We start from the raw sequence: 14,590 nt of genomic DNA, 5'->3' as shown, positions 1-14,590 counted from the left end.
CGGACTACCTGTAGGCGCACAGTGACTGGTAGGCCTCCAGCGTGGCATTGGCGCAGGCTGCCCAGGTGAACTGCGCGGCATGCTGCTTGCCCAGTTGCACCATGTCGGCACGTCGGGCTGTATCCTGCACGTCACGGATGGCTTGGCGAAGGTGGTCTGCGGTAACACTGTCCAGCAAGATACCGGCCTGGCCAGCCACCTCAGGAATGGAGGACACATTGCTGGCAATCACCGGACAACCTGCAGCCATGGCTTCGACCACCGGAATACCAAACCCCTCATACAAGGAGGGAAAAACCAGGCAAACCGCTTCACGGTAGAGTTGGCGGAGGGTGTGTTCGTCTGCCCAGGACAGGTGGTGATAGCGCCCGGCCAAATGTTGCTCACAAGCCAGCTTTTCAGGATCGGTGAAATCGCCACCGCCCACACAAACCAGGTGGAGGTGTGACCCGTTCAGTGCATGCACCAGGGGCATGAAATTTTTATAGGTGGACCGAGCGCCCACAAAGAGCACATACCCAGCCGAGTCGGCTTGGACTGGCAAGGGCGATGGACCATCGAATGGTGCATCATCAAAAAAAACAGGATTGGCTGCCAAGTGCGTGACTTTGACTTTGGCTGGGTTGACATCGGGCAGGTAAGTCAGCAGGTCGCGCCGGGTACTTTCGGAGATACACAACACTGCATCGGCAGCCCGAATGGCCCGGAATTTTTGCCATGAATGCACCAGCCGTTGCTTGAACGGAAAATAGCGCTCATAGGTGAAGTCGTACACCGTGACGACCGACCGAATGCTGCGATGGTTAGGCAAGCGATAGTACGATGAATGAAACAGCTCGCCTGTTGCAGACACGTCGCGATAGCGCTCCAGCAACCGGGGGGAATAAAACGAATAGTGTGGTTTCAGGGCGTCGGCGGGTTTTCCAACAAGGCCCTGGTTGGCCAACAACAATTCGCAGGGCTGAGGCCCGGCAGCCAACTGCGACACCAGTGCATTGAAATACACCGAGATGCCGCCGTAGCGTTGCAGCGAGAAAACAATGCCATCAAAGACCATCATGCCCCGCGACTGCACGCTGTGCCTGCACCATGCGCTGCACGATGTCTTCAATGGGAACGGTGGACCGCCAACCCAGTTGTTCATGGGCTTTGGATGGATCGGCTTTGCCTTCCGTCAAGTCGGAGGGGCGAAACAACCCGGGATCGGAGTCTACCCAGTCCTGCCAATTCAGCCCCACTGCTTTGAAAGCGAGATCGATGAAATAGGTCAGCGACACAGTGCGGCCTGTGGCAATCACATAGTCATCCAATTCCGGTTGCTGCAACATGAGCCACATGGCTTGAACGTAGTCGGGGGCCCAACCCCAGTCACGTGAAATCTGGATATTGCCAAGCTTGAGTCGCCCTTTACCGGATTGGGCAATTTGCACGGCACCTGCAATGATTTTCTGAGTCACGAAGCGGGCTGGGCGAAGCGGGCTCTCATGATTGAACAAAATGCCTGTGCACGCCTTCAGTCCATACGCTTCGCGGTAGTTGGCCACTTGCCAATGTGCCGCTGCCTTGGCGGTGGCATAAGGGCTGCGGGGTCGGAACGGCGTGTTTTCGTTGGCAGCAACACCATGGGTGTCGCCAAACACCTCGCTGGACCCCGCGTTGTAAAAATGGATGGGGCGATCGGTAAACCGAATCGCTTCCAGCAAATTCAACGTACCCACGGAAATACTTTCCAGCGTTTCAACAGGCTGCTCAAATGACAAGCCCACCGAGGTTTGGCCAGCCAGGTTGTACACCTCATCTGGCTGAACGCGCAGCAACAACTGGTAAACACTCCGGAAATCTGAAATGGAGACCGAGGCCATGTCGACCTGGGACTGAATATTCAGGGTTTTCAGGTTTCGAAGATTGGCCACCTGGGCATCCCGAGAGGCACCCACCACCCGATAATTTTTGGACAGCAGATGTTGCGCAAGATAAGCGCCGTCCTGCCCGGTGATACCCAATATCAATGCGGTTTTTTGACTCAAGCCCGGAACTCCCTCTGCGACGGACTGTAGGCCAACAGGCCAACGGCATAAAGGAAAAAGACGCCTTCAGCGAAATCGTAATGAAAGGAGTTGAACCCATTCAACACCAGGTAAGCGACCACGATGCTAAGCAGGGTGGTTTTGTGAGGGCTGGCCGCACGGACCACCACAGCGGCGAACACCGCGTACAACAGCAGCGCAAATACACCGCCCTGCACGGCAAACAGAAGATACTGGTTGTGGGGGTTGTCGAACACCCACAAACCAACCCGCTGGGCACAGGGGGCGATGGCAGGGCCAAAACCGCCGATGCCATGGCCGAACCATGGAGCGGCCTGAATGGCCTCCAGTGAGCACATCCAGAAATTCAACCTGCGGCCGTTGCTGGTGTCGACCGACACCGCTTGGTTGTTCATGAACTGCTGGGCCTCGAGCACAGCCGAGCCGATTCGGGCATGAACAAACGGAACCAAGGTGTATAAGGCAAAAGCCAACAGGCCCAAAACAACGGCCGTGGTTACCACCGCTTTGGAGCCTGCTCGACGGCCCGCCATCACCAGAAGAATGCAGTTCAAGGCCAACCAGCCTGAGCGCCCTTCCACCATGAAAATGAAGTTGTAGAAACACACCACCATCACCAGCAGCACAGCCGCATGGCCTGCTGCAGACCAATTCGGTGCAGACCGTTCCAGACGCCACACGGCGTATGCAGCCGCCATGACGATGAAAAAGTTGTGGGTGAGGTACATCTTGAAGTAAGTGGTGCCCTCGCCCGGCAACCAGCCAAGCTGCAAGGCGATGCTGGCCAGTACGCTGAGCACCACGCCCAGCGAGAAGGCGTCCAGAATGGTGATGCGATCGTCGTCATGGGCAGCCATGGCAGCAATAAACGGCAGCAGCGCAAACCGGGCGTATTTGTTGATGTAGGCCTGCGTGCCATCCCAGGTGCTTTCCGGCCAGGCGGCAGTTAGTAGTAGGTAGGCCAGCATTGCGAATGCAGACAGGCTCACCGGATGAGCCAGGGCAGAAACCAAACGCTGCCGGGCTTGGGCATTCAACAGCAGTGCCACCAGGGCAGCAACCAAAAACAGATTGACCGGTGCTGGTTTGATGGGCAGAAAGAAAGCAGACAGGGCCAGATAGACTGCAGGATTTTTAAGGCTGGCGAGGTTCACACCCACCCCCACTTTTGCCAGTGCATTTTCAAAAATGCGTAGGTGACTGGTGCAGTAATGAGCCCTGGCAAACCAAAGGCCACCTCGCCCAGGATGATGGCGATCAGCATTTCGGGCACGCTGGCCTGCACGTTGCGGCCAATGATGTAGCCGTTCACGAAATATTCCAGTTTGTGAATGACGAACAAATACACCACCGAGCCCAAGGACACCCAGGGGCCAAAGCGGATGGTGAGAACCAGGATGAGGGTGTTGGCCATGATGTTGCCTGCAGCCGGAATGAGGCTGGCAATGCTGGTGAACATGAGGAGCAGCTCGCGAAACGGCAACACCACGTCAAAGGCTGGCAGGATGCCGTAAATGAAGACCGCTGTGCAGAAGGTGTTCCAGATGCTGACATACACCTGCGCGCCCATGAGCAAGGTGAAGCAGCGCACGTAGCCTTCCATGGTGTGCACCCAGGCATGGGCCAGTGGGCGGGCTTGCGCCCCTGCAGCCACGCTGGCGCGGGTCATGAGCGCGGCAGACACGCCCAGAATGAGCGCAAACACCAACTGCAGGAACACGAAGAAACTGGCGCCACCGAAGTTTTTGGCGTAGCCCATGAGGTCACCCGTGGCATGGCGGGCCATGTCGAAAAATTCTTTGGCGCTGCCGGGCACCTTGCTGCGCACTTCCTCGGGCAGGCTGGCGGCCAAGGTGTTCAGGCTGCGAATGGCTTCTTCGGCCAGTTGTGGGCCTTGGGTGGCCACGCTTTCAATGACAAAACGCACGGCGGCGCCCAAGCCCAGAATAATGAGTACCAGGGCAGCAATCACCGTCAGCGTGGTGAGCCAGGTGGGCAAAAACAGGTAGATGGTGCGGCTGACTGGGTGCTGGGCCTGGGCTGCCTTTTTCAGAAACAGGCGCACATAAAAGCGCCGCGCAAAGCGGGTGAGCGAAAAAACAGCCAAACCCGCAATCAGACCCGTGCCAATTTTGACCGAGAGCATGAACACCCACAGCGTGAGGACACCGAGCACAGCCGCATATTCCCAACGCAGCGGGGCTTGGGCATTCGGCACATCGGGTTCAGGCACGCGGGGTTGGGGTAAATCACTCATGCAGGGGCTTTGTTGGGGTGCGCATTGGGTTGGAAAAGATTCTATCCCAGTTGCCCGAGCTCACCGTGCAAGCCTGCCCCTTCGGTGCCAAAACAACAACAAGGCCAGGGCCAACAAGCCCCACTGGTTCAATGCACCGCCGCCGCCTCCGCCACCACCGCCACTGCTGGCCGGCCCACCCGAGGATGTTTCGGTGGGCGTTACCGATGGGGTTCCGCCCGAGCCACCCGTGCTGCCCGATGCCGCCGAGGCTGGCATGAAGGTGCGTTCATTCACGCCACTGCCCACCACGCGGACCACGCCGCTGCTGGTTTGCCCACTGGCCGCGTCGGTGACGGTGAGTTGAAATTCGGCTGCATTGCTGGCCAAGCCGCTGTTCACGCTGAGGCTGGCCGTGTCTTGCCCCGATGTGCGAACCGGGTTGCCGTACACCTGCGACCACCGGTAAGCAAGCCCGCTGGCCTGGCCAGCCGCATTCGTGGACAGGTTGCCATCCAGCACCAACCCACCATCGCTTGAAGCCACCTGAGACTGCGGCACATTGGCCACGGCGCGCCCGCTGCCCAGCACACGCCCCAGTGCGCCTTCCGGATTGAGCAAGCCAACACCACAACTGCTCACCGTGCAACCGCAGCGCACCGTGCCAAACAGGCCGGCGCACACCCCGGCATTGTCGGGGTAGGCCCGGGCAGAGTTGCGCAAGGCGGCAATGAGGTCGGTGTTGCTGGCGCTGGGGTTGGCGGCTTTCAACAGCGACAACATGCCCGCCACCATGGGCGCTGAAAAACTGGTGCCGCGAAACAACAAGGTGTTGTTGCCCGCCGGGTCGGGTTGACCCCGCTGGCTGCCGGTGGCGATGCCACTGTTGTTGGCCCCCACGTAGCGGCCCTGGGCGTCACCGGGGGCTGAAATCGACAGGTCGGGCCCGTTGCTGCCTTTGGCGCTGTAGGTGGCCATGCGCCCATCATTTTGCGCTGCGGTGGCTGCAATGGCCCCTGCACAAGACGCCGGAAGCTGCAAATTGCCGCCACTGTTGTTGCCAGCCGACACCACCACCAGGGCATTGGCAGCGCGCGCGTCGGCGATGGCCTGGGCCAGGCCGGTGGCATCCCCGCTGCAACTGGTGCCCAGGGGCGAATCGGCTGCAAAGCTGAGGTTGATGATGCTGGCCCGGTTGGGATTGACGCCGATCAATGGGTCGACCCGGCCACTGCCGGTTGCCCAGTACATGCCATCAATGATGTCGGAGGAGGTTGCCACCCCGCAGCGCCCGGACACCCGCACCGGGAGCACCTTGGCATTCCAGTCCATGCCGGTCATGAATGCGGCATTGTTGGCTTGGGCAATGGCCACCGAAGCCACTGCAGTGCCGTGGAACGAACTGGTGGTGCTGCCGTCGGAACAGGTGGCGCCCGGTGGCGGCGCATCGCCAGGGTCGGTTGGGTTGGCATCGCGACCGTCGCCGTCGTTGGAGCCCCCTTCATTGCCCACACCGCCGGTGCCACTGCCGGTGGCGGGTGTCACCTGGGATACGAAGTCATAACCGGGCAGCAAGCGGCCCTTGAGATCGGGGTGGTCGTAGAGAATGCCGGTGTCGAGCACAGCAATGACCACGTTGGCGCTGCCACGGGTGGTTTGCCACACCGTGCGCATGTTCAGTGCTGCATAGGCACCCTGCCCCAGATAGCTGGCCTGGTTACCGGCGTAATTGGGATCGTTGGGTGCGGGCACCTCAGTGCGGTGAAGTGCAAAGTCGGGTTGCACAAAGCGCACGCCCGGTACGCTGCGCATGGCATTGGCCACAGCCAAGTCAGATTGCAGGCTACCCAGGGCAGGCAACTTGCGCAGTTCAACCAGCACACTGCCAGGCTGCAACAGGGGGCGCACTGGGTGAAGTTCTACGCCCAAACGTTGCTGAACTTGGCTCAGCAATGGAGCAGCAGGCAGGCTGCCGGTGTTGATGATCCAACGTTGTGAGGGCGCGGCCTGCACCCAAGGGGAATAGAGGCTGGCCACCAGCACGGTCAACAAGCCCAACATCCAACTGCGTTTGAAGTTCACATGCATCTCCTGGCAACAGTGGGTTTTACCGACAGAGCGAGGCGATGGATTCAAAAAAAACACCCCAGTTGCACTCAGCAACCGGGGTGCAGGCCTTAAGCAACCAGGTCGCCACCAATCACGCCGCCATCATTGCGGTAAATGGCAATGGTGGCAGAGCGCGGGAAGGTGTTGCCCGTTGGGTTGCCGGTGGCGTTGTTGCCCACCTTGGGGTCGGTGTTGGGCTGGGGCCAGCTGCTGCTGGGGCTGGACACGGAGGTGCCAGCGCGTGCGCTGGTGCCGGTGTTTTCGCCCGGGTGCTGAATGTTGATGAACAGTGTTTTGCCATCGGGGCTTTCCATCAGGCCGGTGATTTCGGCATCCCGCGGGCCCACCAGGAAGCGGCGCAGTTGCGACTCGCTCAGGTTTTTGCCCTTGAAGGTGTTGACCGCACCCACACCCGTGCCAATGGTGACGGGGCCGCCATCGCCGACCTTGCCCGGCACGGAGGCCAGCAGCATGCAGTTGGTGACGTCGGTGTACGCATCGTCATCGGTTTGGATCCACAAAATGCCGGTGGTGGGCGAGAACCAGCAGCCATCGGGCGAGGAGAAGTCCTGCTGGGCTGTGAGTGCTGACACGTTGACCCCTGCCGCCGTGTTGCGGATTTCAGCACCAAAGAGGTAGATGTCCCAGCGGAATGCGGTGGCGGCCGGGTTGGCGTTGGCCTCTGCAAACCGGATGATGTGGCCGTTGGCATTTTGCGCAGCGCCAGTGCCGGTGCCTGCGCTGTTCACGTCTTGATAGCTGCGGGGGTTGGCCGGGTCGACATACACCGGGCGGTCCTGGCTGTAGGCGGCGGTGCCCGATGGGGTGGTCACGAAAGCCCCCTGGGTTTGCCCAGCAGCCGTGATGGCAGTGCGGCGGCTGCTCTTGGTCAGCGTGAAATACACTTCGCCGTTTTTGGGGTTGACAGCCCCCCACTCCGGACGGTCCATGCGGGTACCGCCCACTGCATCGGCCGCAATGCGGGTGTGGATAAGCACATCACCGTCGTCGTTGAATGACAGACCATTGTAGGGGCCGGGCAGGTTACCCAACGCGGCGTTGACCGCCGTGCGGGTGAGTGGCAGCCACACGCCAGTGCCATCCGAATTGAATTTGGCCACATACAAGGTGCCGTCGTTGAGGTACAGGTCGCCAGCCAGAATGCCCAGCGATGCATCGGCTGGGTTCCAGTTTTTGGTGCTGACGTATTTGTAGATGTACTCGTTGCGGCTGTCGCAGCCCATGTAGTACACAATCGGCTTGCCTTCGGCCACGGGGCCCAGCCAGGCGCCTTCGTGGTAGAAACGGCCCATGGCGGTGCGTTTGCGGGGCACGGCGCTGGGGTCGAAGGGGTCGATTTCCACCACATAACCAAAGGTGTTGGCAGCGTTGCGGAAGTCGTCTGCAGCGGTTGTGCCGGAGGCGGTGACATCCCAGCGTGCAAATTCGTCGGTGGTGCCTGCCGTGGACCAGAACTTTTCGCTGCCCACCGAGGGGGTAAATTGCGAGGCGTCGCCACTGATGGTACCCAGGCCATAGCGCGCCAGGCGCAGGTAACGGCCCTGGTTTTTGTCCGCCCCTTTGCCGTCGGCCAAGCCAGTAACCGGCGTGGCATTGGGCCCGCTGCGGAAATAGAAGGGCCAGTTTTCTTCACAGGTGAGGTAGGTGCCCCACGGGGTGTAGCCAGCCGCGCAGTTGTTGAGCGTGCCGCGGGTGAGTTCGCCGGTGGGGCTAAACTTGGTCACAAAATATTTTTTGGCGGCGGCTGGGCCGCCCATGCTCATGACGGTGCCGGCGGTGTAGCGCTTGTTGAAGGGGCTGTCCACCACCACCGACCAGCGTTTTGTGGTGGTGTCACGGCGGATTTCAAACACGCTCACGCCATGGGCATTGACTTCCTTGCGAACCTGGTCGGCCGCGGTGGTGGTAACAGCCCCCACGGTGATGTCGGCGCGCGGGTTGCTGGTGATGCTGGCCGTGGCAATGCCATGGATGAACTGGGCGGTGCCCGCGATGTTTTCATGGTTGATGGCCAGCAGGGCGCGGTCGGTGGCCTTGGGGTCGAACTTGCCAGCGGCATTCATGCCAAAGTAGTGGCCGCCGTCATGGTGGTCGCCAGCCCGGTACTGCCAGGACGATGCCGGGTATGCCGGCACATTGGCGGTGTAGTCTGTGCCGTTGTAATGCGCAGGAATGGGGTTGCCCAGGGGGTCGGTGCTGACCAAGGGGTCGCCGGTGCGGTACAGCACCTCGTAGGTGTAGCCAGCGGGCAGCTTGATGTTGTCGTCCAGCAAGGCGGTGAGGTCGGTTGACCCGGCTGCGGTGCTGCTGGGGGTAAAGCTGAGGGATTGCACCGTGGGTGCCGCGGTGGCTGCAGAAGCCCCGTTGCCGCCACCCAGGCAGCCGGTCAAGCTGAGCATGCCCACGCCGGCGGCGCCAGCCTTGATGAAGTCCCGACGACCGGGGCTGGTGAGCGCCGCTTCAATGATGTCGTCGAGGTGGGGGGTGTTGGATAAATTTGTTGTGATGTCGTCGTCAAAGTCCTGCATTTTTGTGCCTCCATGTAGGAAGACAGAACCTTGCAAGACCGCTGTTTCAGAATGATGAATTGCTCATTATTTAACATTGATTGACATTTTGGCAGGCGCTTGCCTACCCCCAAACCCCGTGGCACACTCAAGCGACCAGGGTGTTTGCATGGGAGGCCCCTTGAACAAGGACGATGGTGTATTCAAAACCATTTGGAAGTGGTGGTTGTTGGTGTTTGCCTTGGGCCTGGCTGCTGCATTTGCAAACAAAGCCACCGCCGCCGAACCACCGGTGAAGCGGGATTACAACGTGGTGTACCGCCCTGCCTCCGTGAAATTTGTGGGCTTTGAGCGCAATGGGCGCCAAGTGGTGCATTCGGTGCAGATGATTGACCAAAGCCAGGTGCTGTGGAACGTATACTACCTGTTGGAAAAACTGCCGCAGGGCGGCTGGCGAATTTTCAGTTGCGACATTGAAAAAGCGGCCACCGACCTCATCTAGTGGTTATGAGCGCAACACACGACACCCCCACAGTGCAGATCAACCTGACCGATGCGGCGCAGGAACGGATTCTGGATCTGCGTGACAACATGCACAAACCCGCGATGATTCGCCTCTATGTGCAGGGGGGCGGCTGCTCGGGTTTTGAATACAAAATCGACATGGCGCGTGAGGTGGCCGAGGACGATATCCGCGTGGAAGTGAACCCGTACATTGAACTGTACGTGGACCCATTCAGCGCCCCTTACCTGGAAGGCACCACCATCGACTACGAAGCCCACACCATGAGTTCGCGCTTTGTATTCCATAACCCCCAGGCCAAAACCACCTGCGGTTGCGGCTCCAGCTTCTCGGTGGAATAAACCGGCCGCCGCTACAGCAGGCGGTTGCGCCGGAAGTGTGCATCCATCATCAACCGTTGAATCTGGAATTCGTCTTTGGGGTCGTTGGACACGAAGGCCTGAATTTGCAGTGCATTGAACACTGCGAACAAGCGGTTGACGCTGATGGAACCCGGGTTCTTTTCCAAGGCGGACACGGTGCGCTGGTCGATGCCCAGCAATTCTCCCAATGATTTTTGAGTGAGGCCCAACTCACGCCGGCGGTTTCGGATCACGCCGGTGAGGTCGATTACAGCAATTTTTTTAACAGTCATGGGGTGGTGTTCGGTGTGCAGAACCATTCACGGAACCGAAGTGTCACCCATGAAAAAAGCCCCGGCAAACCGGGGCTTGGATGTGCAGAACGAACCCGGGTTTACCCGATTAAATACTGCGCAGGGCAGCTACCCCGGTTTTAATGTGATCACTCACCTTGGGCTTGACGGTTTTTCCGCTGGCGTGGATCAATTCATAATCCGAAGGGTTGAAGCGTGCCATGCGCAAGCGGTACTCGGCATTCAAGCCCGGGTATAGGGTGTTGTTGCGGCCATTGGGGCTGAGGTACCAGCTGGCACAACCCGATTTCCACACCGTGTGTTCGCTGCGGTTGTCCATCACCCCCACAAACTTGCGCTCCACGGCCGGCTTCACGGCAATGGCTTTCAGGCTGCGCGCATTGCGCAATTGAATGGCCTGGATCACGTAATCAATTTGTGACTCGGCATAGGCAATGACGGAGGTGTGCCCAGGGCCAGTGAACGGGCCTACCAGGAAAAACAGGTTGGGGAAACCAGCCGTGGCCACGCCTTGGTAGGCCTCGGAGCCATCTTTCCATTTCTCGTTCAAGCTGGCACCACCAACGCCCTTGGCATCAATCGGTGAGCCGGTGTGGCGCACCTCGTAACCGGTGGCGTAAATGATCACATCGAGTTCATGCTCGGTGCCATCGGCCAGGCGAATGCCCTTCTCGGTGATGCAGTCAATCCCGGTGGTTTCCAGGTGAACATTGGGCTTTTGCATGGTGGTGTACCAGTCAGAGCTCACCAGCACGCGCTTGCAACCAAATTTGATGGTGGGGGTGAGTTTTTTGCGCAGATCTGGGTCTTTCACTTTTTTGCGCAGGTAGCTCAAGGCCAGCTTCTCGGGTTGCTGCTTGAAGAGGTCATATTTCAAAATCAGGAATGGTGCGGTCAGCTCGTTGTACCAGTAAACGCCCAAGCGGTCTTTTTTCATCGCCAGTTTGCTTTGGCGGTAGGTCTGCTTTTCGTTCTCGCCAATTTCGCGGTCGGGGCGCGGCATGATCCAGTTGGCAGTGCGCTGAAACACCACCAGGTTTTTCACCTGGTCGGCAATGGCAGGGCCCACCTGCACGGCGGTGGCACCCGTGCCAATCAGCCCCACGCGTTTGCCTTCCAGGCTCACGGAATGATCCCACGCGGCGGTGTGCACGACGGTGCCCTTGAAGGCGGATGCCCCTTTGAATTCAGCCACCTTGGGTGCCGAAAACGGGCCCACGGCCGTGACCACATTTTTGGCACGAATGGTTTCACCATTGGACAGGCCCACGGTCCACAGGCCCGTGTTTTCGTCGTACTGCGCACCCGTCACGGACGTATTGAACTGAATATGCGGGTAGATGCCGTACTTGCTGGCGCAATGGCGCAGGTATTTGTAAATTTCGCCCTGCTTGGCATACACATGCGACCACTCGGCCCAGGGTTCGAAAGAGTAGGAATACAGGGCGGATTTCACATCGCAACCGCAACCCGGGTAGGTGTTGTCGCGCCAGGTGCCGCCCACATCCTGACCTTTGTCGATGATGCGGAAGTTTTCAATGCCTGCCTGCTTGAGGCGAATGCCCATGCCCAGGCCAGACACGCCACAGCCCACAATGGCCACTTCGAGAATGGGGTTGGTATTGCTCATGAATGGATTCCTTGGTTGACTGACCGGCAGCCGAGTGGTTGATGAACGCACTGTACAGAGGCCACCGGTTGAACCGTGAGGGGCATGGGTGACAAACATGGAGTCATTTTGGGCCACGCTGTACAAGACATGACATAATGCCCGCATGCGCGCGCCACCCCCTTACCCGCTGGATGACACCACCGCGATGCGCCTGCTGGAGCAGGCCACCGTGGCCCAGGCTTACCCGCTGTTTTTTGCCAATTACGCCATGTCGCGCGGGTTTACCGAAGCGCAAGTGCTGGAACACACGGGCCTGACCCTGACCCAGCTGCAGGTGCCCAACAGCCGCATTCCAGCCGCCTTGCATGGCGTGCTGGTGATGAACCTGCTGCGCCTGTTCCAAAGCGAACACATTGCCATCGACATGGGCCTGCAAAGCAGCCTCACCAAGGCGGGCATGATTGGCTTTGGACTGATGAGCTGCGCCACCCTGCGCGAGGCGGTGGCCCTGGGCATTCGCTTTTTGCCCACCAAAGTGCCCTTTTACACCATTGACACCAGCGACGATGAACAGGGCCTGGTGTGCCACATTCGCGAGGCCATGCCGCTGTACCCGGTGCGCAAGTTTGCCATTGAGAATTTCATGGTCGAGGTGTGGCGGCTGTTTGAATCGCTGTTTGACCCCACGGGCCAACACCGCGATGCCACCGGCATTGAGTTGTGGTTTGACTGGCCGATGCCGTCGTATTACGGCGCCTATGCCAGCAGCCTGCCGGTGTGTCGGTTTGATGCGCCCAGCAACCAGATCCGCATTCCCACCCGCTGGCTGGACCTGAAGTTGCCCACCGCCAACCCGGTGACTGCGCAAATGGTGATTGCCCAGTGCGAGCAGGAAATGGCTCTGCTGGGCCAGGTGGATGATGTAAAAGCGCGGGTCAAAAACCTGTTGATGTGTGGCAACGGGCAGTACCCCAGCGTGGAGCGGATCGCCCACCAACTGCACACCACACCCCGAACCCTGAAACGCCGCCTGCAAGCACTGGGCACGAGCTACACGGCACTGCTGGGTGAAGTGGTGGCCCGTGACGCTTGCCGCCTGCTGGAGAGCACGCCGCTGAGTGTGGATGAGATTGCGGCACGGGTGGGCTACCAGGACCGTGCCAACTTTACCCGGGCCTTCAAAAAACTAACTGGCCGCACGCCCACCGAGCACCGCCAGTGGGCATTGACCCAACCCACCCAGCATTAGCTGAGCAGGCTTAATTGAGACATCAAGCGATTTTTCATGAGGGTGTATAAATCGCCATCCAGCAGGTGGTACGTGGCATCAAAACCCGCACGAATCCTTTCCAAGGTCTGCTGGAGATGTTTTCGGGCTTTGGTCATATCGCCCAGACCGAATAGCAGGGCATCTTGCAACAAGGCATCTTGACTGATGGCTTTGCTGACCCGGTTCAATGCCAAGGCCAAGTGGGTTGGGGTTGATTCCGGATTGGGTACCACGTCGTACGCCGGTGACAAACGCCAACACCCCTGAAGACTGTCATAGCACACGGCATGGTTGCGCAGGTGGTCGTCGTCGTTGCCGCACACGGCGTTGAAAACCATGCGATCAAACAACTCGAGTTGATCGGCTTGAGGTGCGCCCATCAAACGCAACTGACCGGCCAGGGTTGCATAACTGGGCAACCCGAACTGCCCTTCCCGCATGCCCAAACCCGGAAATTCGATCTGCAGCATGCTAGCCGCACTCATGCACAGCGTGCGCTGCGGCCCCTGGCGGTCGAAGCGCTTCACACGCACCACGGTGTGGTGCGTGGAAAACTCTGCATACGCTGTGCGCGCAAAATGCATGCCGCTGGCCGCTCCCCAGGATTGCGCAAAATGCTCCAGCATCGGGATATTGGTGGTGTCAGCTGCGGTCAGAGGCTTGACCAACCAGTACTGGCCTTGGGTATCTTGCACCGTGGCCTTGGGGCGCGCACCACCCAAGCTGGGCGTTTGTTGCAGGCGCTGCCGCAGAGCACTGTCCAAGGCGGGTTTTCGATTGGCCATGGCCTGCAGTTCCAGCACCACGGCCTGCAGCTTTGGCAAGCGCGGCGTGGCCAATTGGGCTACCCGCGGTGTGGGCGAACCACCCACGGCAAGCCCACCCCAGCGGTCTGCATTGCTGGCTACTTTGAGAAAGGTCAACATCGGCGATTGACTCGGTAAGTCGTGCAATTTGCAAAGCACCGCTTGCCCCCAGGAATCCGGACAGGCATCGCGAAGCACATCATGCAAGCCACCGTAGCGTTGCGCAGTGTAGACGAGCCCCTGCTGAGTGCTGCGCGGCAAATTGATCGGATCAATCGACCAGGGGTGGCCTGCATCCTCATAGCTGGGGGCGTATTTGAAACGTCCGATGCGGCTGCTTTCATCCTGCCAATAGGCGCCCACGGTCAACCATTGCGCAGTGCCCGGCTGCTGCATGTAAACGTACAAAGGCCGGATGCGTGAACGGCTAGAAGTAGCCAAGGTCATCCCCAGATTCTTGGCGGGAGAGGCGGGTACGCTTCGCAACCACACCTTGCAAGAGCGCTTGCGGCAGCGGGGGTGTGGCCACGGTGTTCAAACCCAAGGCATACAACGCAGACAGAACTGTACCGATGCCAACGGCTGGATCACCTTTCTCAATCCGACTCAGGGTGGGCAGGGAGACGCCGAGGCGCGTTGCCAATTGCGCAGCCGTTAGGCGCTGAAGCAGGCGTTGCGTGCGAATGGCCACACCCCACTCCAACACCTGGGCTTGAACAACGGCTGGCGCAGCCAGTGCAGGATTTTGTTTTTTCGGCATAAAATACCTTATAGATGTATTTTTATACCATATAACTATACAT

The 14,590-nt window shown here is 59.4% G+C and carries 13 protein-coding genes; 3 read left to right on the top strand and 10 right to left on the bottom strand.

Going from position 1 to position 14,590, the window contains the following annotated elements:
* Positions 1-4 precede the first annotated feature (4 nt).
* The 6 genes from NQT62_RS14895 to NQT62_RS14870 form a co-directional block, all read right to left on the bottom strand.
* Positions 5-1,060: a glycosyltransferase family 4 protein gene (locus tag NQT62_RS14895; RefSeq protein ID WP_256765534.1), complete on the bottom strand. Its 1,056-nt coding sequence runs from the start codon at positions 1,058-1,060 to the stop codon at positions 5-7.
* Positions 1,047-2,027: a GDP-mannose 4,6-dehydratase gene (locus NQT62_RS14890; protein WP_256765533.1), complete on the bottom strand. Its 981-nt coding sequence runs from the start codon at positions 2,025-2,027 to the stop codon at positions 1,047-1,049. The genes NQT62_RS14895 and NQT62_RS14890 overlap by 14 nt, the downstream gene beginning before the upstream one ends.
* Entirely contained in the window at positions 2,024-3,202 is a 1,179-nt protein-coding gene (locus NQT62_RS15555) for an O-antigen ligase family protein (protein WP_256765532.1), read from the bottom strand. Before NQT62_RS15555 ends, NQT62_RS14890 begins: the two co-directional genes overlap by 4 nt.
* On the bottom strand, positions 3,199-4,305 hold the full coding sequence (locus NQT62_RS14880) for an AI-2E family transporter (protein ID WP_256765531.1): 1,107 nt from the start codon (positions 4,303-4,305) through the stop codon (positions 3,199-3,201). The genes NQT62_RS15555 and NQT62_RS14880 overlap by 4 nt, the downstream gene beginning before the upstream one ends.
* Before the next feature lie 60 nt (positions 4,306-4,365).
* The gene (locus NQT62_RS14875; RefSeq protein WP_256765530.1) at positions 4,366-6,366 is read right to left on the bottom strand and encodes a S8 family serine peptidase; all 2,001 of its coding nucleotides are present in this window, start codon (positions 6,364-6,366) and stop codon (positions 4,366-4,368) included.
* A gap of 95 nt (positions 6,367-6,461) precedes the next feature.
* On the bottom strand, positions 6,462-8,942 hold the full coding sequence (locus NQT62_RS14870; RefSeq protein ID WP_256765529.1) for a PhoX family protein: 2,481 nt from the start codon (positions 8,940-8,942) through the stop codon (positions 6,462-6,464).
* A 148-nt stretch (positions 8,943-9,090) separates the two neighbouring features.
* Here NQT62_RS14870 and NQT62_RS14865 point away from each other — a divergent pair, with 148 nt between their 5' ends.
* Together NQT62_RS14865 and NQT62_RS14860 are read left to right on the top strand one after the other, a co-directional pair.
* Positions 9,091-9,423 carry a DUF4864 domain-containing protein gene (locus NQT62_RS14865; protein WP_256765528.1) on the top strand — a complete coding sequence of 111 codons (333 nt, stop codon included), beginning with the start codon at positions 9,091-9,093 and terminating at the stop codon, positions 9,421-9,423.
* Positions 9,424-9,428: 5 nt separating this feature from the next.
* Entirely contained in the window at positions 9,429-9,785 is a 357-nt protein-coding gene (locus tag NQT62_RS14860) for a HesB/IscA family protein (protein WP_256765527.1), read from the top strand.
* Between the two features lie 11 nt (positions 9,786-9,796).
* Here the strand turns inward: NQT62_RS14860 and NQT62_RS14855 are convergent, their stop codons facing one another.
* Complete coding sequence (locus NQT62_RS14855) at positions 9,797-10,105, bottom strand: helix-turn-helix domain-containing protein (protein WP_256765526.1); 309 nt, start codon at positions 10,103-10,105, stop codon at positions 9,797-9,799.
* Positions 10,106-10,187: 82 nt separating this feature from the next.
* Positions 10,188-11,729, bottom strand: coding sequence for a flavin-containing monooxygenase (locus NQT62_RS14850; protein WP_256765525.1), 1,542 nt, complete (start codon positions 11,727-11,729; stop codon positions 10,188-10,190).
* A gap of 145 nt (positions 11,730-11,874) precedes the next feature.
* On the opposite strand from NQT62_RS14850, the gene NQT62_RS14845 reads away from it, so the two are divergent.
* Positions 11,875-12,960, top strand: coding sequence for an AraC family transcriptional regulator (locus NQT62_RS14845; protein ID WP_256765524.1), 1,086 nt, complete (start codon positions 11,875-11,877; stop codon positions 12,958-12,960).
* On the opposite strand, the gene NQT62_RS14840 is transcribed toward NQT62_RS14845, so the two are convergent.
* Positions 12,957-14,228, bottom strand: a complete 1,272-nt coding sequence (locus tag NQT62_RS14840; protein ID WP_256765523.1) for a type II toxin-antitoxin system HipA family toxin — start codon at positions 14,226-14,228, stop codon at positions 12,957-12,959. The genes NQT62_RS14845 and NQT62_RS14840 overlap by 4 nt on opposite strands.
* Positions 14,215-14,547: a helix-turn-helix domain-containing protein gene (locus tag NQT62_RS14835; RefSeq protein WP_256765522.1), complete on the bottom strand. Its 333-nt coding sequence runs from the start codon at positions 14,545-14,547 to the stop codon at positions 14,215-14,217. The genes NQT62_RS14840 and NQT62_RS14835 overlap by 14 nt, the downstream gene beginning before the upstream one ends.
* Positions 14,548-14,590: the final 43 nt, after the last annotated feature.

This window comes from Limnobacter humi (assembly GCF_024518835.1).
Classification (GTDB): Bacteria; Pseudomonadota; Gammaproteobacteria; order Burkholderiales; family Burkholderiaceae_B; genus Limnobacter; species Limnobacter humi.
Note: the sequence above shows the minus strand (reverse complement) of the source record. Positions and strands in the feature narration are given on the sequence as shown.

What these genes read in the sequence shown, in the direction of transcription:
- NQT62_RS14895 (WP_256765534.1), bottom strand. Translation starts at nt 1,060, where the DNA reads ATGATGGTCTTTGATGGCATTGTTTTCTCGCTGCAACGCTACGGCGGC.
- NQT62_RS14880 (WP_256765531.1), bottom strand. Translation starts at nt 4,305, where the DNA reads ATGAGTGATTTACCCCAACCCCGCGTGCCTGAACCCGATGTGCCGAAT.
- NQT62_RS14870 (WP_256765529.1), bottom strand. Translation starts at nt 8,942, where the DNA reads ATGCAGGACTTTGACGACGACATCACAACAAATTTATCCAACACCCCC.
- NQT62_RS14865 (WP_256765528.1), top strand. Translation starts at nt 9,091, where the DNA reads ATGGGAGGCCCCTTGAACAAGGACGATGGTGTATTCAAAACCATTTGG.
- NQT62_RS14860 (WP_256765527.1), top strand. Translation starts at nt 9,429, where the DNA reads ATGAGCGCAACACACGACACCCCCACAGTGCAGATCAACCTGACCGAT.
- NQT62_RS14855 (WP_256765526.1), bottom strand. Translation starts at nt 10,105, where the DNA reads ATGGTTCTGCACACCGAACACCACCCCATGACTGTTAAAAAAATTGCT.
- NQT62_RS14850 (WP_256765525.1), bottom strand. Translation starts at nt 11,729, where the DNA reads ATGAGCAATACCAACCCCATTCTCGAAGTGGCCATTGTGGGCTGTGGC.
- NQT62_RS14845 (WP_256765524.1), top strand. Translation starts at nt 11,875, where the DNA reads ATGCGCGCGCCACCCCCTTACCCGCTGGATGACACCACCGCGATGCGC.
- NQT62_RS14835 (WP_256765522.1), bottom strand. Translation starts at nt 14,547, where the DNA reads ATGCCGAAAAAACAAAATCCTGCACTGGCTGCGCCAGCCGTTGTTCAA.